The following is a 22990-nucleotide window of genomic DNA, read 5'->3' on the forward strand; positions in this document are numbered from 1 at the left end:
ATTCAGGAACCAGAGTCAGGCCCAGCAGTTTTTTGTGCGATACGGATTATGACAAACTCAGCTGGGTAAACCGCGGCCAGTCCGATATCAATATAAAGTTCCCCCAACTGTCGCGTTTCTGGGGGATTATTTGATGCGTTACAAGTTACAAAAAAAGCCTCGTTAGCTGTACTGCCAAACAGACCGCCTTGTTGCCAAAGTGAAGTTAAAAACGACGTAATATCTCTTGTTACTGATGCCCAGAGTTGTTGATCATTAGGTTCAAACACAACCCACTGCAGACTTTGTTTCAAACTTTGTTCAACATAAATAAATAGCCTACGTACAGCGATATACGTCCACTGAGAATCTGAAGATAAAGTTCTTGCACCCCAAATGGTATTGCCATATCCGATAAAATTTCGAATAGCGTTGATGCCTTCTGGATTCAAAGAATCCTGATCCGCATCGGTAACGGTTTCTTGTAGCATGGTCACTGTTTTCAACGCTCCGTCATAGACGCCGGCAGGAGATTTAAATACTCCCGTATTCTGATCGGTATAGGCATACCGACCTAATACGGGACCAGAAGGAGGAATAGGAACATTACTACTTGTCAGAGGATTAAAAACCCAAACCCAGGGATAATAAATTGCGCCAAACGTAGAATTAAGGGCTTGAGTATTATCGCCAGTTCCCATTTTAAAGGCCAACATGTCCTGAACATTTAAATCAAACGGCGGATCGGATGCATAAAAAATGCTGCCCAAGCCCTCACAAAATAACAGACCCTGGTTAATAATAGCTGCCTGCCCTGCTTGTGTAACTTTTCCACTGCTATCGGTTGCTATTGGCGTATCTGGCATAGAAAGTAAGCTGATACCCTCTATTTTTAATAATGCACTTAAGGTCTTTTCATAATTATAAGTAGGTGCCGATCCACCACTAAGATTAGTCGGTTTGCTAGTATTTGTTGGACGACTGGTTAATTTAGAAGCATCAGCACGAATAAAAATGGAGTTATTATTAATTCGGGTCTCTAAAGCAGTCCCTGAACTTGTAGGATCTTTTTCATTAATCGTAAATCCATTAAAGGACTCAAGCACGTAATAATTCGATTGAGAAATATTAATCGGAGAAAGCTTATTCATATCTACGTAAGCTTTAAGAAGTCCAGCACTTACGTCTAAATTCTGATCGCCATTGGGAGTAATTTTTTTCTCACTCACAAGAACACGAATATCAAACACTGGAGTAGTACCTTTTCCTGCGCTGCCATTTTTAACTTCAACACATAGGTTATTAGCCCATGTTCCTTTGCTTACGCCACTGATGCCCAGATTCCCCAGCTTTACTGTTGCTGGTTTTGCTTCTGCAGTATCTTTGGTACTTACAACGTAACAACTGGTGCCGCCTTCATTAAAGAACTCATAAACCGCCCAGGGCACAAAACTATACCAGGCTAACGTTCCAAACCGACGGGTATAGTCATTCCAGCTTGTGATGAGTATAGGCTTTTCTGTTTCACCTGTTTCTGTTGCACCTACGAAAGCAGGTACAGAAGTTGACACCCCTTCTATACTACGAGCACTGGGGATTTCTTCGATATAAATACCTGGATGTTGATAAGTTGCCACGTTATTGCTCTCTGTTTTGGGATGAATTCATTTGAATATCCAAAAAATTATTTTGATTTTTCTGGATAGATATTTTTCCTTTAACCTGACGATAACCGCTTTTTGTAAAGGTTAATTCTAGCTCATCGTTCACCGAAAACTTTCCGGCTATATGCAACGCATAGCGTCCGTTGTAACGACCAATGTTATAGCTATAACTACTGCTTTGCTTTAACTTTCCTCTAGCCGTTTGATAATCAGCAACCACTTGAACACCGCCCAATGGAAGTTCTGTTACTGCATCCGTAACTATTCCACGAACCAGAGTTGTGTTCTCAGGATATGGATAAGTAGGATTTGGTTGCAAAGTTTCGAGCTGTATATAATTTTTCAAGTTCTCATGTTGCTCAATAGATAAATTAAATACGGCAGGGAAATATATATCGCTTTTAATATGCATTTGGTAACTGCCTGCTTGCAAATTACTCAATACAAATATTCCTTCAGATTTTTTTATAGCTGAAACTGGTTTGCCGTCTAAAATAAATAGAAGTTTAACGCTACTGACTGGAGACTTTGAAAAGCCATCAAATAACTGCATTACGGCACTCAGACTAACAAAGTTTCGATGAGAGCTTGCAGTTATCATTGAAGTTTCCCTGGCATTTCATCAAAGGTCATATCCGCACCAGTAACTAAGTCAATCATTTCAGTTTTATGTCTAGGGATTCGTACAGGAGTCACCTGATATAACTGAGTAAACCGGTAGGCTTTATTAGGAAAACCATTCCAGATATTACGTAAATTATCTATCGAGACATGGTCAGAAAGTATCTCTAATTTTTTATTATCGGTGACTAGCAATGTTGGATGTAAAGCTGATGCCGGTAACATTGCATATTCATGGAATAAACCAATCAGCTTATCGGCCAGCACCAGTTCCATCTCTGTACTCTTAGAATATGGCACCATCATATAAACCAAATCCAAAGCCATAGGTGCAGGCATTGTCTGCAAACTTGCAGGCTGTTGCTTAGAAGCGTGTTTTAAGTTGTAACTGGACGGTACATTTCTCAAGAAAGGATTTTGTTGGGACTGATACAAAAAAATGCATAACTTATTTTCACCGTGAGCTTCAATCTCTGCCGGAGAATCAAATACAACAGCATCCTCAGCCGATAATTCAGAAATATTCGTTCTAACCAAAGTTCGTAAACTTTCGCTAACTGCTCTTAAGACCTGACCACTATCTGTTATTCCACTAACCAACACGTGACCCCAACTTTTTATATGGTAAATAAAGTCGAAGAACGACTAACTAATTGAGGTTGGCTTGATCCAACCTGCGCTTTAACGGTAATACCTTCATTTCCAGAGAAAGAAAGATATATGAACTGCAAATCTAAAGGATACCAAGCGATATAAGCTACGAAGGAAAAGTCAATGAGTCCTCCATGATTCTGCCCTAATCCAATTTGGAATACGATGTCACTGCTGCCATAAGAAAATGAAGATATGGGCATGGGAGTATCACTAGACGGCATTTTAATACCTTGAGCGTCAGAAAAAACTGGTCCCAAACTCCAATTAACTTTTCCCAAACCTTTTTTGGTAGCGACAGACAATACTATTTTGCTACCTTGTTTTGCCCCTGCCACAGAAATAAATACCGCACGATACTGTTCCGCTGATTTTCTTAATACAGCACTGATACGACCGTTACGCCACTCGATCTCTTTCTCATCACCAAAATTGACTAATACATGCCCTTCCCTGTTTAACGTACAATAGCCCTGCAAGTAATCCGTCCCTGGTGTGAGTTTAATGAATAAGGTCAACGAAAAATTATACAATGTACCCGTATTGCCTGATGTTCTAACGGTAAGCATGGAATGATTAAACTCTATGCTTCGAATGCAAGACTCTGGTATTACATCAGGATCATGACTAGTTAATACGTTATATGAAAAACCCAGACTATCACCAGAAGTAGCACCTAACGACCATATCGCGCCTTCGGTTGTAAATGTAAAATTGATATTAGAATTAGCCGCAACATTTTTAAATCGCAAAACAACTGGAATTAACTCGTTATTCATCTTATCGCTCCATTAGTCTAAATCTAATGCAAATGAGCTTAAACCGATGAGTGAAGAACGATCATTACGAGAGTTTAAAGTCACACTGGCACCAGGTGGCAAGTCTACTCTTCCTTTGACACTCAACTGCTCAGTCAATACGTACAGATCAACTCTAATTTCGCGGCTATCAGCATAAGTTTGTAAGAATAATTCTCGTGCATTCACCAGAAAGTTTTCGACAAATAAAGCTGAATCGACGCTTGTTGAAAGGCTAAGGCCTGACAGGCGATTGCTTTCATCACCTTCACTAAAGATAGCTTTTTGATCAGATCGAATACTTAAAAATGCTTTACTATTCGCACGTAAATCATTAAATGTGAGACTTATTCTTCGATAACGACGCAGTCGCTGAAACAATTTAGCGTTCAGCTGATTGTCCAGGTCAGCTTTTTCATGGTTGTGCAAATGCTGTTTTTGCTCAGCAGATAACTCCATTCTTTCTTGCTCAATTTGCTCCTGCACCATGTCACAAGATACAGCTTCAATTATCTCTGGCTCTGGAGTAGTATTAACCTGAGGTTCTTGCTGGTTCTTAGCTGCTCTTGAATGATTATCAGGCTTTTTCTCCACAGTAGCGGAATCTTTTGCATCAGGAATGGGTTTATTCTCAGTTGACTTTGTTTTAGATGATGCCATCGCCATGCTCTACTATGCTGTTGGAAATGGAATATCGTTATCTCCCACGGAAAGATTACCTCGTTGAGAATACCCTATAAACTGGTACGAGGCTTGAACAGCCACACCAGAAAATGGAATATTTACTTGCAAGTTAGAACTATTTGCAGTAACAGGTAAAACCAGACTCATTGCTTGACGTTGACCACTTGGATTTCCATCTGCATTAAGCGTAAACTTGTCAGCATAAAGTGAAATTGAACGCATCGGAGGAATCGATGTTACGCCGTAAGGCTGAATCACGATGTTTTCTGAGTCACTGATCAAAAAGGTATTTTTATCGGTAATACTCAAACTTGATTTTAGGCCTGCTGTTGAGGAATCCAGAACAAAATTAAACACAATGGTAAATTGCTGCACAATAAACTTCCTTTTCAAACTCAAGTTAACTGTCTTAATTGTATACCGGAGAATAAATTCCCCGGTATACAAACTAAATTAGTTTTTCGGCCACTGGAACAGAGTATCTGTTTGGTTAATGGTTTGAGGCTGAGCTGAACCAAGTTGAACCATTACTTCTACACCAGGATCTGAGTTAGATCTTAGGTAGAAAGTTTCAATGTTGGATGCGCCTACTAAGTAAGCCGACATAGTGAACGAAAGTGTGCTGCCACCAGATTGACTGCTGGTTGAAAACTTTACGTCAGACGTAGTTACATAAAAGTTTTCAAGTGGTAAGTCACCTGTTTGAGTAGTAACCTGAATACCAGCACTCCCAGAAAACTCAGGGCCAGTGCTCCATGCAACAGATGCTCCATTAGCAGTAAGCATGGTTGAAATGTTTTGACCTGGATTGGCGTTGCTTACGATGATTTTAATCGGGCAGTACTTATTCGAATCAGACATAGTTTCTAGTTCCTTGTGTTGTTACTGTTTAAAAAACCACGTGAGTTTATAAGTCATTCACACTTCCCACCTTTGCCAAATGCACCTTTTTCTTTGTTTTTAGTATTTATTGTCATCAATTCTTGAATCCAAAAAACATCTACCTTTGAGTTAAGTAAACCCTTGGTATAATTAATAACTAAGAGGGGGCATGCACGTAATTTATCATACAGATAATCTAATAAACTCTGTGGTAAACTTGCTTTGGAGGAGTGGATCGGCTCCCCCGCCTACAGCGCTTCGCAAAGCTTCTCTGTCGAGATAAGTGCTAGAAACTGAAGTTGGTTGCTCTCGAACGCCAATGACCTCAACTACCTCAAAAGTGTGCTCTCTAAGTTCGAATTCTATCTTGATATTTTTGCGCGTAACCACGCGTACACTTGGTTCATACAATGAAACAAATCCGACTTTGGCTACGTTCAAGGAGTAAAGACCCGGGTCGAGCTTCTCAACGACAATGCGTCCTTGTTCATCGTTTCTAAAGTTTGCGCTAAAGAAGTTTCCCGTTCATTAATCGCGATTTGCACGTTTGAGAGTGGCCGCTTAGTAACTTGATCTTTGACGATGAAAGTCAGCGCACCGGGCGCCTTTGCTGCGTGAGTAAAAAGTGGAAAGCCAAACAGAAGCGCCAACAAAGCGATACACGATTTCTGTTTCAATTGCCTGTACATACTGCTTTCTCTCAAAAAGTCGCTGATATGTGAAAATTAAATCAGAGTACAGCCTAAAAACATTTACTCTTTGCCTACTTAAAGCCTAACACTTCGTAAGCGAAGAGCATTAAGCACTACCGATAAAGACGAAGCCGTCATAGCGAATGCCGCAAACATAGGATCAATTAAGACTCCGAATGACGGATACAAAGCACCTGCCGCGATAGGGACACCTGCGGAATTATAAATTAAAGCAAAGAAAAGATTTTGACGTATGTTACGCATGGTGATTTGAGACAACCGACGAGCGCGGACGATACCATTCAGATCGCCTTTAACCAAGGTTAAACCGGCACTTTCGATTGCAATATCGGCTCCGGTGCCCATTGCAATGCCCACGTCGGCTTGTGCTAACGCAGGAGCATCGTTTATACCGTCTCCCGCCATTGCAACCTTACATCCATTGGCTTGCAGTTCTTTAACGATCCGAGCTTTGTCTCCTGGTAATACATCAGCCCAGATCTCGTCAATGCCTAATCGTGTAGCTACGACTTTCGCGGTACGCTCATTATCTCCGGTAACCATAATAATTTTAAAACCAAGATGATGAAGTGTGTTAAGTGCCATAGGTGCGGTTTCTTTAATCGGATCGGCAACACAAACTAATCCAGCTATCTTCCCATTAACAATCACAAACATAGTCGTTTCACCTTGATCACGACGTTGATTAGCCATAGCAGCGAATGAGTCACCTTTTAAACCCATCTCAGTCATCAATGCCTGATTGCCCAGCGCGACCTGTTTTCCATCGATAACACCTTTCACTCCTTTTCCAGTGACGGCTTCAAAATTGTTCGCTCTCAGCAAAGAAATACCGCGTTCTTCGGTGCCGGTAATAATGGCTTCTGCTAAGGGGTGTTCTGAGCCACGTTCGAGCGACGCTGCCAACTGTAATACTTCGGACTCATCGAAGCCTACTTCGGGTATAACCGCGATCAATTTGGGCTTACCTTCAGTTAGCGTACCTGTCTTATCTAGAATTAAAGTATCAACTTTTTCAAAACGCTCCAGCGCTTCTGCATTTTTAATCAGTACTCCTAATTGCGCTCCTCGCCCTGTTGCTGTCATAACCGACATGGGAGTCGCAAGGCCCAGCGCACAAGGGCAGGCAATAATCAATACAGCAACGGCAGAAACAAGCGCATAAGAAAATGCAGGTGTTGGCCCCCAAATCGCCCAAGCCGTAAAAGATATGAAGGCTATGACAATAACGGCAGGAACAAATTTCCCCGCTACTTTATCCGCCCACTTTTGGATCGGTGCCCGTGATCGTTGGGCCAAAGAAACCATCTCAATTATTTGCGACAACAAGGTATCTGCACCAACTCGAGTGGCTTCCATTATCAAAGCACCCGTGCCATTCATCGTTGCCCCTGTGAGTTTGTCACCTTCTGTTTTTTCAACAGGAACCGGTTCACCTGAAATCATACTTTCATCCAATGAAGAACGGCCTTCAATAACGATGCCATCAACCGGAACCTTTTCACCGGGACGCACCCGCAGTTTGTCACCCACGCGAACCTTTTCTAATTTGATTTCTTTTTCCGTTCCATCATCTCGAATGATCCTTGCGGATTTAGCGGCGAGCTCCAACAAAGCTCGAATTGCTTTTCCAGAGCCTTCCCTTGCTCTTAATTCCAAAACTTGGCCCAGAAGCACTAAGGCAACTATGACTGCGGCGGCTTCGAAATAAACACCTACTGCACCCGTTTTGGGATCGCGAAAGCCTTCAGGGAAAACACCGGGTAAAGCTACCGCTAAAACTGAAAACAAATACGACGAAGTGACGCCCACTCCAATCAGCGAAAACATATTTAAGTTGAATGCGCGAAAAGATTCCCAGCCGCGTTGAAGGAGTGGCCAACCTGACCAGAAAATGACAGGCGTCGATAAAACAAGCTCTACCCATTGCGAGCATTTTTCACCGAAATACTCTCGTACTTGAGGAAGTCCAACAAATGGGCCCATTGAGAGAATAAGTAATGGGAGAATAAATACCGTTGCAATCCATAAGCGCTTGGTAAAATCAATCAACTCTGGGTTGACTTCATCTACAGCCATGATTCTTGATTCAATTTCCAGACTCATACCGCACAAAGGGCATGAACCTGGCTCCGTTTGCCGAACCTCGGGATGCATGGGGCACACATAAATTGTTCCCATGGTTAACGAAGAATAGCGCTTGCTTTTCTGGTGATTACAGTCATGTGTTAATCGCTTAGAGCTCGTCAATTCACTTTGGCTTTGCATCGTTACGTGACAGGCGTTTTAAAACCTTTCGGTTTAATAGCGAGCACAGAGCAATGCACTTGTTCAAGAATCAACTCTGCAGTATTGCCAATTAATAACCCCGGAATACCCGTTCTGGCTACGGTGCCCATGACTAATAAATCTATTCGATTATCCGTCACCATTAGGGGTATTTCTTTTGATGGCACTCCTTTCACCAAATGAATTCTAGGATTAAGCGTCAACTTCAATTCACAGTTTACTATGTTATCAGCATCAATAATTAATTGTTCGATTCTATCAGAGCACTCGGAGCGTGTTTGTTCGATATAGTTATCGATTTGCTCGCTGGAAACGTTCGTAAACGCACCATATCTTAGAAAGTCTTCAGCAAAAGGCTCATAGACGCTGCCTATGTGAAATTGAGTTAAACCCGACTGATAAAACAAGGTGGCATAATCGATTACATCTAAATTTAATTGATCTTGAACATCGCCTTCTTCAATGACATCAAATGCTTGATTGACATCAACGGAGGAAAGAATATTACGAAAGGCATCATTTTTACCGGGTTTTAACATCAACACCGGACAAGGACATTTTCGTAATAATTGCATGTCGTCACTGCCAAATAGGCGGTGTACCCAATCAATATCCTCAGCACACTTTACAACAAGGTCAAACGGCTCTCTTATAACACACTGAATGACCTCTATAAAACCATGGCCTTTTATAATACGAATTTCAGTATTATAAAGGTCGTGAAACTTTGCCAACCAACCATTAAGTACGTTTCTTTTGTTTTCAACGGAGTTATTAAAATCCTTGTCGAGTTCTTCAGCATCACTTAAGGCGATCCAACCTCTAGAAAGCTTTAACAGAGATGCAACGGTTAAACAGGCATTGTACTTTTTTGCAATTGCTGCTGCCTGCAATACTGCTGAGATCGACTCTGAATCTGGCTCTACAATGCATAGTATTTTATTGATAGGTTTCATACATTTTCCATGTGTGTTTATTAAACCTGAATGATTTCACTCAATCCAGGAATATTGGCTTGCCACCCCTCCTTTTCTAGCGCATTTTTTAACGCACTTTTCGCACCCGTTTCGCCGTGAACCAAGTACAAATCAGGTTTATTTTTTTTGAAGTGTTTAAGCCATTCAATCAATTGAGCCTGACTGGCATGTGCAGAAAATCCACCAAGTGTATGAACTTTTGCTCTTACAGCAATTTCATCGCCAGCTATTCTGTAAACCTTCGCACCATCAATGAGCGCACGCCCAGGTGTTCCCATGGCTTGAAATCCCACAAAAATCACATGTGACTGTTTGCGCCAAAGATTATGTTTTAAATGATGTCGGATTCGACCGCCGTTGCACATGCCACTTCCGGCAATAATAATTGCGCCTCGGTCAACATTATTTAAAGCGATGGACTCTTCGGTAGTTGTCGAGTAATGCAGAATAGGTAAAAAGGTATGCAAGCTTTTATGTTCAGTTCTATTCTGCTTACCATATGCTTCAATGGCGGCTTTATCTTCTTCATTATAAATATCTTGATACCGGTGGTAAATTTCAGTAACGGCAATTGCCATTGGACTGTCTAGAAATATTGCTTGATGTTTAAGCTTTCCCTTTTGATAAAGTTCACCTAAACGAAAGATGATTTCCTGAGTTCTTCCAACCGCAAATGATGGAATCAAAATATTTCCGCCATTTTGAGAAGCCTCTTCAATGACTTCTTCAAATTCTTTTAATGTCTCCTCAATTGAGCGGTGATTTCTATCGCCATAAGTAGACTCTAATAGCAATACATCCGCACTTTCCACACTGTCAGGATCACGCAAGAGAGCCGCCTGTGAATTACCTAAGTCACCCGAAAAGACGATTTTCTTTTCATGCCCGTTTTCGTAGATATAAATTTCGACGATAGCAGACCCAAGTATATGTCCCGCATCCAAAAATCGAACTTCAATATCTTCTGTGATTGAAAATCGATTGTAGTACCTTACACTTTTGCACAACCGTAATGTTTTATCGACATCATCCAAACTGTAAAGCGGCCGAATGATATCTTTACCTGCCCTCCTTCGTCTTTTATTCTCCCACTCAGCATCTCGCTTTTGTAACGATGCCGCATCTTTGAGTAATACCTCAATCAAATCGCAAGTCGCTGGAGTCATAAAAATATTTTTTTGATACCCTTCTGAAACTAACAGAGGCAGTCGTCCTGAATGGTCGAGATGTGCATGAGACAAAATAACCGCATCCAGTTCTAAAACATTGAAAGGCAATGGCTCTTTATTAAACCGCTCTTCTTCTCGTCGACCTTGAAACAATCCACAATCAAGCAACACTTGGCTTTTTTCGGTTTGAATCAAATACATGGAACCGGTTACACCTTCAACCGCTCCCAAGAATATCATTTTTGCCATATTGGCTCTCCGTTCCGGCTTAAAATATTGTGGAATGCAGATGCATTATAGGGCCGTCTACTATGATTCAACTTGAGCTAAGTCAAATCTCTTCCTGTTCGATCGATATTTGTAGTTTGCTCCTCCAATGCTATTCATTTCTAATCAAAATCTGCATCCTTATAGAAATTGGCACTCAATTTATCTGAAGTTTTATTGAGCTGAATCATAGCGCTTTATCTCATCTTTTTTATTATTATCGAAGAAATTCAATGCTCACTGGAAACATTCATCGTGTAATTTCTGACTTAGTGATTGCACTATCTTCATACTCTAGTGAAATCCATCGAACTCAGTTGGTAATGAATGCATAGCAAGGCTCTGAGGAGCAGCACAGAAATCGAAAAGGCGACTATGGTGACAATAGAAACTAAATTGGAGAGCCTTTGGCACAGTATTTCTGATGAAGTGACGCTTCAAAAACAAGAATCTTCTGTTCACGGCTTAACACAAAACGATGCAGAAGCTCGACTCGCCACTCATGGTTTAAACCGACTGCCAAAAACAAAAGGCGTATCCCCGATTAAGCGATTCGTTTTGCACATTCATAACGCTTTGATTTACGTGCTGATAGGCTCTTCTTTAATTACAGCACTGTTAGGTCATTGGGTCGATACCGCCGTCATTCTTGCTGTTGTGATTGCCAATGCCATTATTGGCTATCTTCAAGAAGGTAAAGCAGAGCAAGCAATGGAAGCGATCCGTCAAATGTTGGCACTGCGTGCCAACGTTATCCGTAATGATAAGCGCATCACTATCGACGGTGAACACCTGGTCCCTGGGGATATTGTGTTGCTTGAGGCTGGCGACAAAGTACCCGCGGATCTGAGACTGCTTGCTGCTCACGGCTTAACGATTCAAGAAGCCATTTTAACTGGAGAGTCACTATCTGTAGACAAACACACCCAACCCGTATCAGAAAAGGCCAGCTTAGGCGATCGCACTTGCATGGCATACTCAGGAACTTTCGTCACAGCCGGACAAGGTAAAGGCGTTGTCGTCGCTACGGGATCAAAAACTGAAATTGGTCGTATCAGTGGCTTACTTTCAAAAGTTGAAGCGTTGGCTACCCCTCTTGTGTCTCAAATGGCAGTATTTGCTAACTGGCTCACTTTCCTTATTCTCTTTATCGCTGCAGTACTTTTGGTGTATGGACACTTTGTCATTCATTATGAGTTTACAGAAGTCTTTATGGCGGTGGTTGGGTTTTCAGTGGCTGCCATTCCAGAAGGATTGCCCGCAGTACTCACCATCACTTTGGCAATGGGCGTTCAAGCTATGGCCCGACGCAATGCGATTGTTCGACGATTGCCAGCGATAGAAACATTGGGGGCTGTATCGGTTATTTGTACCGATAAGACAGGAACGCTGACTCGTAATGAAATGATGGTTGCCTCCGTTCTCACTTATCAACACTTCTTTACGGTAGAAGGCAGTGGCTACGAGCCGAAAGGAGCTCTCATGTTAGAAGACAGTTTAGTCGCGCCATCTGAACATGAGGTTTTGGAAGAAATTGCCAGAGCTGCAGCTCTTTGTAACGATGCAGCATTGCGTGAACACAATGGATTTTGGATCGTTGAAGGCGATCCTATGGAAGGGGCACTGTTAAGCTTTGCAGGTAAGATGGACACCGACGCACGTTTGACGAAATTAAATTGGACACGGACCGATACCATACCCTTTGATCCCCAACATCGCTTCATGGCTACACTCAATCACAATCATGAGCAACATGCTTTTATTTTTATTAAAGGCGCACCCGAGCGATTACTTTCAATGTGTTCGAGTCAACGCTGCGCCAATGGCAATACTGAACCACTTAATACTAAATACTGGACTGAGCGAGTTGATGCCATCGCTGAAGTCGGACAGCGCGTGCTTGCGTTTGCCATTAAAAAAGTGGCACCACATTGTACGGTGTTAGAACACAGTGATGTCGAAGAATCTGTTGTACTTCTCGGTATGGTAGGAATGATCGATCCACCTCGAGTAGAAGCCATCACTTCGGTAAATGAATGCCTAAATGCGGGAATTCAGGTAAAAATGATCACCGGGGATCACAGTAAAACGGCGGCAGCCATTGGAAAACAAATAGGCCTCCAACATTGCAATAAAGTATACACAGGCAAAGAGCTCGATGAGTTGGATGATGCCTCGTTACGTCAAGTTGTTTTAAAGTGCGATATTTTTGCACGAACGAGTCCTGAACATAAGCTTCGATTAGTTACGGCCTTACAGTCTTATGGGATGACCGTGGCAATGACCGGTGATGGAGTAAACGACGCGCCGGCTTTAAAAAGAGCCGATGCGGGTATCGCGATGGGACAAAAAGGAAGTGAAGTTGCCAAAGAGGCGGCTGAATTAGTACTCGCGGATGACAATTTTGCGTCTATTGTTGCAGCGGTGCGCGAAGGTCGAACCGTCTACGATAATCTTAAAAAAGTGATTAGTTGGACGTTACCAACCAATGCAGGTGAATCAATGACCATTGTTGTTGCACTGTTTTTGGGATTGACACTGCCGATCACTCCAATTCAAATACTTTGGGTAAATCTGATTACTGCCGTAACGTTAGCTCTTGCTTTGGCGTTTGAACCCACCGAGAAAAACACCATGCATCGGCCACCACGTAAACGTAACGAGCCACTTTTGAACGGTGAACTGGTTTGGCATATCGTGCTTATATCCATATTGTTTCTTTGCGGTGTATTTGGCACATATCTGTACGCGATTGAACGAGGCTACTCAGTAGAGCTAGCACGTACCATTGCTTTGAACACCCTCGTTGTTATGGAAATATTTCATCTGTTTTTTATTCGAAACATTTACAGCACATCCTTAACCTGGGAAGGCATTCGAGGTACTAAAGTGGTGTGGTCTGTGGTTATCGTTATTACACTTGCGCAATTTGCGATTACCTACCTGCCATCCTTACAAGTCGTTTTTTCAACCGAGTCTGTCTTTTTTCTCGATGGCGTACTGATTATCTGCGTTGGTATCGCACTATTTGTTGTTGCCGAACTTGAAAAACAGATCCGACTCTCATTTCGACGAATGAAGGAATCACTTCCAAATTGAGTCAATGAAAATTAATAAAACCTATAGTCCTTTATAAGTTCCACGACATAAACATTTACTCTGAAATATCAACGATATAAATTAAATAATCAAAACTGCTTAATCGTGAAAGAATTTCGTCAATTCCTGATCGATATCATATAAACCGACTCCGATTCTAACTAGAATAACAAGAGCCAATTCGAGTAAATTTTGGTTCTCACAGTGGTTGAATGCATCTTGCAACTCTTGAAAGAACGCATTGTCATTTAAGGATTAAACCCTATGTACGACACATTCAGTTCATGGCAGAAATCGCTTGGAAGTATTAGAGCTCCATTTCTAATATTGACCCCTGCTTGCCTTTTTATGGCGATTGGAAGCGTCTACTCATTGAACTACAACCTGGATGTGATGAAAGTGTGTTTGATTTTGATAGCGGCTCTAGCTGCACATATCAGTGTTAATACGTTTAACGAATACTTTGATTATAAAAGTGAACTCGATAGTTTTACCGATAAAACCCCATTCAGTGGCGGCAGTGGTACACTGCAAGCCCACCCCGAACAAGCCAGTACGGTCTTAACAATAGCATTAATGAGCAGTGCAATTTGCGCAACAATTGGCGTTTATTTTTCCATTTCGGTGGGTTGGCAACTTTTGCCCTTAGGTTTTCTTGGAATGGTGATCATCGTTTTATATACGAGCTATATAACGCGCTCCCCTGCCCTATGTCTGATAGCTCCCGGACTTGCTTTCGGCCCATTGTTCTTTCTTGGAACGGGGTTTATTCTAACCGGTGAATTTCCGATGGCATTGGTTATCTACTCTTTATTTCCGTTTTTTCTTGTCAACAACCTGTTAATGCTCAATCAATTTCCGGATATTGAAGCAGATAAACGCGTTGGTCGGTGTCACTTACCCATTTTAATTGGCAAACAGGCAAGCGCGATTGTTTTTGCAATTTTTTACGCCTTAGCTTATCTAAGCATAATCGTTGGTGTATTGATTGATTGGTTAAATCCTTACTCGCTTCTCGCTTTAGCGACATTAGCGCTAGCCATTCCAACAGCCCTTGGGGTGTTGCGGTATTTTAATGACAGAAGTCGGCTTCTACACTACATGAAACTTAATGTATTAGTCAATTTACTTGGGCCTACCTTAGCCGGAATGGGCCTCATGTTTGGCTAGCCTATGCAAACGATACTTTTAGGCGTAATTGTTTTTACTTTTATTATAATGACGTTGGTTATTGTCCTCTCTATCGTTAAACAATGGCTTACAGATGGTAGTCGAATTTCCGTTAAGGTTAGCAATAATATTGAGAAAAGTTTTGAATGTGAGCCGGGCGACACTTTGCTGCAAGTATTACACGATCATCAATTATTCATTGCTTCTGCTTGCGGAGGAAAAGGCATTTGTGGCGCATGCAAAGTAAGGGTTCTTTCTGGTGGTGGTGCGGTTCTTGCGACCGAGGAGCCACTTATCAGTAAGATAGAGCAACGAAATGGCTTTCGATTGGCTTGTCAAGTTAAGGCTAAACGTAATCTTACGATTGCATTGCCTGACGAAGCACTGTCTTCGAAAAAATGGGAATGTCGCGTGTTATCAAATCAATGCGTCGCTTCATTTATCAAAGAGCTGGTACTAGACCTTCCTGAAAATCAACCATTTACTTTTCGTGCAGGGCAATACATTCAAGTTGAATGTCCTCCTTATGAATTGAGTTATCGAGCGTTTCGTATTGAAGAAAGATTCCAAGCTCGCTGGTCAGAGCAAAATCTTTGGCAATATAACGTGACGAATAGCGTTGCAACGTCTCGCTCATATTCTCTTGCGAACCCACCCTACAAGACAAAAAAACTCAGACTTAATGTGAGAATATCCCCTCCACCTTTAAACGAACCAAACGTACCTGCAGGAATCGTATCGTCCTACCTTTTTAACTTACAGCCTGGCGATAAAGTAGCGATATCCGGCCCTTTTGGCGATATGTATGTCAAGCCTAAAGAATCTGAAATAGTCTTTATTGGTGGTGGTGCTGGTATGGCGCCATTGCATTCTATGGTGCTTGATTTACTAGTGCACTGGAAAACTCAACGAGAAATACATTATTTCTATGGTGCAAGGAGTTTATGTGAAACGTTTTATCAAGAGACGTTTGAGCATCTAGAAAGACAACATTCAAACTTTCACTGGACACTTGCCTTGTCGAAACCGCAGACGGAGGACCATTGGAATGGTGCGACTGGCTTTATTCATCAGGTTGCATTTGAACAGTATTTATCTCGGCATTCAACGCCTGAAGATATCGAATACTACTTATGCGGCCCACCCGTAATGATAGAGGCCTGCTGTCAAATGCTGGATGATCTGGGTGTCGAGAGTGAAAACATTCATATGGATAAATTTGGATAAGCCATAAAGCTTTTCAAACATATTTATTTCTTTATTTTCGGTAATTGATGAACGAGCCCTTGATGACAATCGATACAGGTTTCGCCCTGTCGATCATTCCAAGCGGAGTGATGCATGCGCTGCGCCGAGCGCTTTTGCAAAGATAACTGCATCGCTTCAAAGCTGTGGCAATTTCGGCACTCTAATGAATCGCTTTGTCGCATCGAGTTCCATACCCTTTCTGCTAGAACAATTCGTTTTTCTTCAAACTTTTCCTTGGTATCTAAAGTACCCAATATCTTATGGTAAACTTCTCGAGTGGCCTGTATTTTTCGTTTGATTTTTGGCCATCCTTTTTTGGGCAAATGGCAATCGGTACATTGTGCTCGTATTCCCAATTTGTTTTTAAAGTGCGTACTTTCTAAATACTCTGCGTATACGTTATCTTTCATTTCATGACAAGAAATACAAAACTCATTCGAGTTAGTTGATTCAATGGCCCATTGAAATCCGCTCAAAAAAAACACGCCAACCAATAGAAAAAGTAGGCCTCCTACAGGTATACCTAATAACCATCGGCTTTTAGGTGTTTGCCATAGTTTTCGCCAGTAGATCAATAACCTTTTTGGTAGTCTCATTGCGTGTTCAACAACCGTATATTTGTGATTTCACTGCTTCAACCCAGATGAGTAAAAATGAATTAATGCCTCTTTTTCTTGTTCATTAAGCGCTTGAAGCTTTAATGCCATTGCCTTGGGCTGCTCCCTCTTTTTGCTATCGTACTCTTCGAGTGTTGCTATTAAATAGTGTTTCCATTGGCCTAGTAAAATGCCTGCGTCGTCTTCTTTATTGCTCCCACCATTGGTATGGCATCTTTCACAGTATCGCTCATGAACCTGCCTTCCGTGCTTTGCTTTCTGAGTGTCAAAAGGCTGCGTAACTCGAACAAAGTCAAAGGACGAATAATGATTAGCCAAATCTTTTATTTGCTCATTGGAAAGATTTTTTACAAGTTCACACATCGTTATCTTTCGCTTATGGTCATTATTATTTGGATAGGAAGACAGTGCACAAGGACGCGCTTCATCTCGAAAAACGTTCAAGTTATCTTCCAGGTAGAAAGCAGAAAATCCCGCAATAGTTGGAAAGGCTTGATATGGGCTTTGTCCATTTTTCCCATGGCACGCATCACAATCATTAATAATGGGTTCCAAGTTATTAGCATGAATACTACTTAGAGCGATAAAGAATATCCCAAACGTCATTCTAATTTTCTTAGGTACCATATCGCCCCCTTTTTTAATGGTTGCTTTAATCATAGTGCTCGATGTATTTCGTTTTACTGATATAAATCAACGAACATCAATAATTCTTCATCCATAATGACTTCATAGAGACGGAAAAACGATTCGCTACGGGGGTAACATGCCGTTTAACCTTACTGAAGATAGTGAACGATGGCATCTAGTTGCGCACTTTGTGAGTGAACCAAGCAACACCTTTCTTAAATTAGTTGCCTGGATATTTTTCGCTATAAGTTTTGGCCTAATCACGTCTTGTAATGACGGACAAGATGGCGCACGAGGGCTACAAGGCGTTCCGGGTGAAACCATTGTCATTAACAACCGCGCAGATTCCATTACCATTGCCATTCAATCCGTCGCTATTAACACTCATCCCTCTGTCGAGTTTTATGTTGTGGATCAAAATGGCGATCCTTTCACTGGGCTAACACTCAATGAATTGCGATTTAATATCGCAAAACTGATTCCCGGAACAGCAGGCGATCCCAACCGTTGGCAAAATTACATTAATCGACTCGAAGCAGCAGGCGGAATTGGCGAGGGAACGGAAGATAAAGTACAAGGCACAACAGAAAGCAACGGAACGTTCGAAAACCTACAAAACGGTCATTATCGCTATATTTTTGCAACCGATATTACTGCGGTCAATTCACCAATGGAAGTCATTTATGAACCCAGTTTAGTTCATCGAGTCGGATTGCAAGTTCGTGGTACTTTTGCGCCAATCAACGAGGTTTTTACTTTTATTCCACAATCAGGCGCAACCGATGGTTTTAATGAACGACTCATTACCAATACTGAAACCTGTAATGTTTGCCATGGTAAGCTGGCCATTCATGGCGGTGGACGCGTTGAAAACCGGTTTTGCGTGACTTGTCACAATCCCGGCTCAGAAGATGCGCAAAGTGGAAATTCCCTGGACTTTAGTGTCATGATTCATAAAATTCACCGCGGTGCGCAACTCCCCAGTGTAGAAGCGGGAAATGATTACATAATTTATGGCTTTCGCAACTCAGTACACAATTACTCAAACGTTAACTTTCCTCAAAACATTAAGAACTGTGTTGTTTGTCATGACCAAAACAATAGCAGTACACCACAAGCTTCCAATTGGCATTTGCGTCCGAGTATTCAAACCTGCGGTTCATGTCATGACGATATCGATTTTGCTTCCGGAATATCCGGAGGACACGAAGGTGGTGTCGTAACCGATAACAGCGAATGCACCACTTGTCATGCAGACGATCGCATCGCAGGCAGTGTTATCGATTCACATGCAATCCCCGAAAAACGGGATTCCTTAAAGTATTCTTTCAATATTATTGATGTGATGGATACCGCGCCGGGTGAGTTTCCCCAGGTAACGTTTTCCATTACCAACCCCCTAACCGATGAGTCACCCTATGATCTTCAGGAACCTGTTTGGACAGCAACAGGAGGTGCCAGTCGTTTGGCGATATTATTAGCGTGGGATACTCGCGACTACCACAACCGAAACGGAGGAAGAGCACCGGCATCCGCCGTTTCCATGAATGGCTTGAACGCCAACGATAACAACGATGGTACGTTTACCGTTATCTCCTCAACGGCTGTTCCATTGGATGCAATAGGGTCTGGTGCCGTCGCAATTGAAGGTCATCCGGCAGCCGATCTTGACGGAGATGGCAACTATGCGGATCGCATACCAGTCACAGGTACCGTGGATTATTTTACCATTACCGATGAGGTAACGAATCCTCGTCGCACGGTGGTTGAGTTGGCTAAATGCCAAAACTGTCATGGTGAATTAGATGGGCTTTCCTTCCACGGTAACAACCGAACAGACAATATCGAACTTTGTGTACTTTGCCATAATGCGAACAACACGGATCTTGCCATGCGACCAACCGACCCGGATGGTACAGACAACGAAGTCAATTCAGCAAGCCAAGATACATTAGAAGAACAAACCATCGACTTTAAATATTTAATACACGCCATTCATGGAGCAGAAATTAGAGAAACAGCATTAACCGTATACGGATTTGGTAATCGTGTTCATGAATACGCCAACGTAAAATACCCAAACATAATTAATCATTGCCATACCTGCCATATTGAGGATACCTATGCGTTACCGTTAGCACCGAATGTTCTTTCTACCACCATCGATTCTCAAGCAACAGTCAATAGCCAGTCGCCTTTTGGTAGTAGAGACTTATATCCACAATCCGCTGCACTCGATCAAAGCGATGATTTGAATATATCTCCTACCGCTGCCGTTTGCTCTTCTTGCCACGACAATCATTTAGCAAGAGCTCACATGATACAAAATGGCAGTAGCTTCTCAGCGCTTCAAAGTGAGTTAGATAGTGCCGTTTTTATTGAAACCTGTACGGTATGTCATGGCGAGGGACGACAGGCAGATATAAACGTTGTGCATCATATTACCGACAATTGAACGATGAAAATGAACACAACCGCGTATTTTTTCATCGCTTTCGTAACACTCGGTTATTCCATTATCGTCTCAGTTTTTGCTAACGAGAAGTTATCTTCCTCCAAGCAATCCAAAAATCAACATTACTCTAATGAAGGTGCGGATAACTGTCTAAAATGCCATGATCAAGACTCAAACTTTCCAGTAATGGCCATTTTTCAAAGTCGCCATGCGGTGAAGTCTGATCGTCGCACACCATTTGCCCAACTTGAATGCGAGTCTTGCCATGGTCCTGGTGGCGAGCATGGTAAACGCATTCGTCGAGGCGAAACTAGAGCCCCCATCAACGCGTTTCGCTCAACAGATAAACCCGAGGTCAGTAATGCACCCTGCATAACGTGCCATAAAGGCGAGCAAATAACGCATTGGTCTGGCAGTGAACATGAGCTTCAGGGTTTACAATGCGTCGACTGTCACCGTATACACTCGAGAACGGATCCGGTTACTGAGCGTGCTAGCCAAGCTAACGTTTGTTTCACGTGTCATCAACGCAAAAAAGCGGATGTGTTTAAAGTTAGCAGCCATCCAATTCGTAATCATTTAATGACTTGCAGTGATTGCCATCAACCTCACGCTTCTCAAAATCCGTTCGCCCTACGCTCATTAACAGTCAATCAAAATTGTTTTCAATGCCACGCGGAAAAACGAGGACCTTTTCTATGGGAGCACTCTCCAGCTGTTGAAGACTGCACACTTTGTCATAGCGTACACGGTTCACCTCATTCATCCCTTTTAAAAAAGCGCGCGCCGGCTTTATGCCAGCAGTGTCATATCGCAAATGATCATTCATCGTTTTCATTCACTGGAGATGACTTTCGTCTGCAACGGGGGGAGATCTTTTTTCTAGCCAATAGCTGCGTGAATTGTCATTCCAAAGTACATGGTTCAAATCACCCATCGGGAGCTTTACTCAACCGATAATAAAACACACAAGACTCTATATGAACAACTTAATTCTTATACATGTTTTTAGACTACTGATGCTTTTCCTCAGCTCGCTATCTACATTCGCTATGGAAAATGAGCGTGTAAAAGAAAAACCAAAGAGTTACCTGTGCCAATTTTGTGATTTTAAGGATTCTACGGAAACTGAGTTTAAATTCGGCATTTTCACTGTGAATAACCAATCGTCTGCTTTTTTGAATGAAGTTGGTTTAGAAAATGAAAGAATGTCCCCTTATTATTCCATTCACTGGTTCAAAGCCAATGAGCACGGTGAGCTATGGCGGCTGTTTTTTGATTGGTCTTCATCGGATCGAAAAATATTGACACTCGAACACGACATTCAAGGAGAATATCATTGGTTATTGTCCTACCGAACGTTGAGCCAATATAGTCCTTACCAATATCACCTGCCATATGTCGGAATAGGCAGTCCTAATTTACGATTGCCCGAGCAATGGTACTTCGCTGAATCTACCTCGATGATGCCACAACAAAATACACTCAGCGTTCATTATCCTAACAAAATAAATCGCGATATTACTGAATTTGCATTTGTATACCAAAAACCCAAAAACTGGACATTAGGCTGGGAGTTAATTAGCCAATCCAATAAAGGTAATCAGGTAAAAACGGCAAGTGTACTTACCTCTAGCACATTTTTACCCACTCCGGTTCAACTAACCACTCATCGATTAGAGCTATTTTGGTCATACCGACGACCGGATTGGCATTTAAAACTAGCCTATGATCTATCGCTGTTTCAAAATCAATATTCGTTTATTAACTGGCAAAGCCCATTTACGTTAGCAAACAATAATATGAACGAGCTCACTAGCCTGGAACCAGATAATCAATTCCAACAAATTTCGGCCTCTTTAACTTATTGGATTACACCGAAAACCCAGTTCTTCATCAACAGCGGCTTTGGCGTTGGCAAACAAGACGATGACTTTGTTCCAATTTCAATTGACTCATTACTCATACAAAACTTGATACCTCAAGATCGATTCGATGGATATGTTTTAACCAAAAATTGGCAAACGCGAATCGTTTCTCGAATTAACTCGAGTTGGCGACTGAAGTTTTCTTCTAGTTTCAGTCGTAGAAAGAATGAAAGCACTCAGAATTTATATCCGCAAATAGAAACGACAACTTATACTCGTGAAATTGAATTAAACCGACTCTTTAATTACCAAAAACTGAAAACACAATTCCAACTCGATTGGTTAGCAAAAAGGCAATTCCGCATAAGCGCCGGGCTTCTTCATAATCGTAATAAACGAGGCACCAACCACTGGTTCGAATACTTGGAAAACGAGCAATGGCTTCAAACACTTTATCACCCAGGAAGTTTTGCCGACTTCAAAGTCAAATTATCGTCAGGGACACGTAATCAAAAGCTAGCTTCAATCGATCATCACACCTTTCCAGTAGATGAACTTCAACACCGTCGAGTTGACCAACAAAACCGTAATCAGAAAAGTGTTCTTGCTTCAACGACTGTTAATCCTTTAGTCAATCTGAGTGTTTCCTTAGGCTACCAAAATCGTATCGAGAACTACCCAAACGCATCGTATGGCATTAATAGCTCAAGCAACAGCGAATTCTTTGCAGACACCTCCTTAATCATTGAAAATGATATGATGCTCAATATTTTCCTCAGTCGAGAAGCTTCTCGTTTTAACCTATCGTCGGGTTCGACTGAATCTTCTGTAGGATGGCTGGAGTTATCAAGCGATCATGTCATGAACTATGGTTTAGAATTTAATTACACGCCTAAAACAGCTATTAAACAATTTAAGATAGGAGTTATGAACACACAATACAAAGGGAATAGTTGGGTGACCGTTGTGGGGAACGAACAGCCTTTCCCTACGATTTCATATCAGCGCAATCGCGTTGAATTGGATACATTAATAGATATCCAAAAAGATCTTGAGCTCAATATCCGCTATCTTTATGACAGTCATGCAAGCATTAACTGGCAAAAAGAATTAAATTTCGATTCAATTAACCGAATGTTAACTGGAGTTATGTCTTCACCCAATTATAATATTCACTTGCTCGGGATAGTTTTGAACTACAAACTCTAGT

18 protein-coding genes are annotated in these 22990 nt (G+C 41.8%); 6 read left to right on the forward strand and 12 right to left on the reverse strand.

The genetic code is table 11. The annotated features are described in order from the left end of the window. Window positions 1-2: 2 nt before the first annotated feature. From ACTUJY_RS12520 to ACTUJY_RS12565, 10 genes are all read right to left on the reverse strand, one after another. The gene (locus ACTUJY_RS12520; protein ID WP_463616433.1) at window positions 3-1616 is read right to left on the reverse strand and encodes a phage tail sheath family protein; all 1614 of its coding nucleotides are present in this window, start codon (window positions 1614-1616) and stop codon (window positions 3-5) included. Between the two features lies 1 nt (window position 1617). Then, window positions 1618-2244 (reverse strand): hypothetical protein, encoded by a 627-nt coding sequence (locus ACTUJY_RS12525; RefSeq protein WP_463616434.1) that lies wholly within the window; start codon window positions 2242-2244, stop codon window positions 1618-1620. Next, window positions 2241-2867, reverse strand: coding sequence for a Pvc16 family protein (locus ACTUJY_RS12530; RefSeq protein ID WP_463616435.1), 627 nt, complete (start codon window positions 2865-2867; stop codon window positions 2241-2243). Before ACTUJY_RS12530 ends, ACTUJY_RS12525 begins: the two co-directional genes overlap by 4 nt. A 14-nt stretch (window positions 2868-2881) precedes the next feature. After that, on the reverse strand, window positions 2882-3694 hold the full coding sequence (locus tag ACTUJY_RS12535) for a hypothetical protein (protein WP_463616436.1): 813 nt from the start codon (window positions 3692-3694) through the stop codon (window positions 2882-2884). A gap of 12 nt (window positions 3695-3706) precedes the next feature. Continuing rightward, a complete protein-coding gene (locus tag ACTUJY_RS12540; RefSeq protein ID WP_463616437.1) occupies window positions 3707-4372 on the reverse strand; it encodes a hypothetical protein in 666 nt (221 codons plus the stop codon). Window positions 4373-4384: 12 nt separating this feature from the next. After that, window positions 4385-4771: a hypothetical protein gene (locus ACTUJY_RS12545; RefSeq protein WP_463616438.1), complete on the reverse strand. Its 387-nt coding sequence runs from the start codon at window positions 4769-4771 to the stop codon at window positions 4385-4387. A gap of 78 nt (window positions 4772-4849) precedes the next feature. Continuing rightward, window positions 4850-5257 (reverse strand): hypothetical protein, encoded by a 408-nt coding sequence (locus ACTUJY_RS12550; protein ID WP_463616439.1) that lies wholly within the window; start codon window positions 5255-5257, stop codon window positions 4850-4852. Between the two features lie 788 nt (window positions 5258-6045). After that, window positions 6046-8259, reverse strand: coding sequence for a copper-transporting P-type ATPase (locus ACTUJY_RS12555; protein WP_463616440.1), 2214 nt, complete (start codon window positions 8257-8259; stop codon window positions 6046-6048). Between the two features lie 2 nt (window positions 8260-8261). Beyond that, window positions 8262-9236, reverse strand: a complete 975-nt coding sequence (locus tag ACTUJY_RS12560) for a universal stress protein (protein WP_463616441.1) — start codon at window positions 9234-9236, stop codon at window positions 8262-8264. Window positions 9237-9256: 20 nt separating this feature from the next. Then, window positions 9257-10675, reverse strand: coding sequence for an MBL fold metallo-hydrolase RNA specificity domain-containing protein (locus ACTUJY_RS12565; RefSeq protein ID WP_463616442.1), 1419 nt, complete (start codon window positions 10673-10675; stop codon window positions 9257-9259). A gap of 393 nt (window positions 10676-11068) precedes the next feature. Between ACTUJY_RS12565 and ACTUJY_RS12570 the strand changes: the two genes are divergently transcribed. From ACTUJY_RS12570 to nqrF, 3 genes are all read left to right on the forward strand, one after another. Beyond that, window positions 11069-13792, forward strand: a complete 2724-nt coding sequence (locus tag ACTUJY_RS12570; RefSeq protein ID WP_463616443.1) for a cation-transporting P-type ATPase — start codon at window positions 11069-11071, stop codon at window positions 13790-13792. A 264-nt stretch (window positions 13793-14056) separates the two neighbouring features. Further along, window positions 14057-14962, forward strand: coding sequence for a prenyltransferase (locus ACTUJY_RS12575; protein WP_463616444.1), 906 nt, complete (start codon window positions 14057-14059; stop codon window positions 14960-14962). Window positions 14963-14965: 3 nt separating this feature from the next. After that, window positions 14966-16189, forward strand: a complete 1224-nt coding sequence (nqrF, locus tag ACTUJY_RS12580) for an NADH:ubiquinone reductase (Na(+)-transporting) subunit F (RefSeq protein ID WP_463616445.1) — start codon at window positions 14966-14968, stop codon at window positions 16187-16189. Window positions 16190-16212: 23 nt separating this feature from the next. Here the strand turns inward: nqrF and ACTUJY_RS12585 are convergent, their stop codons facing one another. Next, entirely contained in the window at window positions 16213-16806 is a 594-nt protein-coding gene (locus ACTUJY_RS12585; RefSeq protein WP_463616446.1) for a NapC/NirT family cytochrome c, read from the reverse strand. 30 nt (window positions 16807-16836) lie between these two features. After that, a complete protein-coding gene (locus tag ACTUJY_RS12590; RefSeq protein WP_463616447.1) occupies window positions 16837-17487 on the reverse strand; it encodes a c-type cytochrome in 651 nt (216 codons plus the stop codon). A gap of 106 nt (window positions 17488-17593) precedes the next feature. On the opposite strand from ACTUJY_RS12590, the gene ACTUJY_RS12595 reads away from it, so the two are divergent. The 3 genes from ACTUJY_RS12595 (at window position 17594) to ACTUJY_RS12605 (ending at window position 22989) form a co-directional block, all read left to right on the forward strand. Then, window positions 17594-19912 carry an OmcA/MtrC family decaheme c-type cytochrome gene (locus ACTUJY_RS12595; protein ID WP_463616448.1) on the forward strand — a complete coding sequence of 773 codons (2319 nt, stop codon included), beginning with the start codon at window positions 17594-17596 and terminating at the stop codon, window positions 19910-19912. A gap of 9 nt (window positions 19913-19921) precedes the next feature. Beyond that, window positions 19922-20872 carry a DmsE family decaheme c-type cytochrome gene (locus tag ACTUJY_RS12600; protein ID WP_463616449.1) on the forward strand — a complete coding sequence of 317 codons (951 nt, stop codon included), beginning with the start codon at window positions 19922-19924 and terminating at the stop codon, window positions 20870-20872. A 194-nt stretch (window positions 20873-21066) separates the two neighbouring features. After that, window positions 21067-22989: an MtrB/PioB family outer membrane beta-barrel protein gene (locus ACTUJY_RS12605; protein ID WP_463616450.1), complete on the forward strand. Its 1923-nt coding sequence runs from the start codon at window positions 21067-21069 to the stop codon at window positions 22987-22989. Window position 22990 lies beyond the last annotated feature (1 nt).

It is taken from the genome of Pleionea sp. WD8-19 (genome assembly GCF_055326765.1).

Coding starts and splice junctions, on each gene's coding strand:
- ACTUJY_RS12525 (WP_463616434.1), bottom strand. CDS start 2,244: ATGATAACTGCAAGCTCTCATCGAAACTTTGTTAGTCTGAGTGCCGTA.
- ACTUJY_RS12535 (WP_463616436.1), bottom strand. CDS start 3,694: ATGAATAACGAGTTAATTCCAGTTGTTTTGCGATTTAAAAATGTTGCG.
- ACTUJY_RS12540 (WP_463616437.1), bottom strand. CDS start 4,372: ATGGCATCATCTAAAACAAAGTCAACTGAGAATAAACCCATTCCTGAT.
- ACTUJY_RS12550 (WP_463616439.1), bottom strand. CDS start 5,257: ATGTCTGATTCGAATAAGTACTGCCCGATTAAAATCATCGTAAGCAAC.
- ACTUJY_RS12555 (WP_463616440.1), bottom strand. CDS start 8,259: ATGCAAAGCCAAAGTGAATTGACGAGCTCTAAGCGATTAACACATGAC.
- ACTUJY_RS12560 (WP_463616441.1), bottom strand. CDS start 9,236: ATGAAACCTATCAATAAAATACTATGCATTGTAGAGCCAGATTCAGAG.
- ACTUJY_RS12565 (WP_463616442.1), bottom strand. CDS start 10,675: ATGGCAAAAATGATATTCTTGGGAGCGGTTGAAGGTGTAACCGGTTCC.
- ACTUJY_RS12570 (WP_463616443.1), top strand. CDS start 11,069: ATGGTGACAATAGAAACTAAATTGGAGAGCCTTTGGCACAGTATTTCT.
- ACTUJY_RS12575 (WP_463616444.1), top strand. CDS start 14,057: ATGTACGACACATTCAGTTCATGGCAGAAATCGCTTGGAAGTATTAGA.
- nqrF (WP_463616445.1), top strand. CDS start 14,966: ATGCAAACGATACTTTTAGGCGTAATTGTTTTTACTTTTATTATAATG.
- ACTUJY_RS12585 (WP_463616446.1), bottom strand. CDS start 16,806: ATGAGACTACCAAAAAGGTTATTGATCTACTGGCGAAAACTATGGCAA.
- ACTUJY_RS12590 (WP_463616447.1), bottom strand. CDS start 17,487: ATGATTAAAGCAACCATTAAAAAAGGGGGCGATATGGTACCTAAGAAA.
- ACTUJY_RS12595 (WP_463616448.1), top strand. CDS start 17,594: ATGCCGTTTAACCTTACTGAAGATAGTGAACGATGGCATCTAGTTGCG.
- ACTUJY_RS12600 (WP_463616449.1), top strand. CDS start 19,922: ATGAACACAACCGCGTATTTTTTCATCGCTTTCGTAACACTCGGTTAT.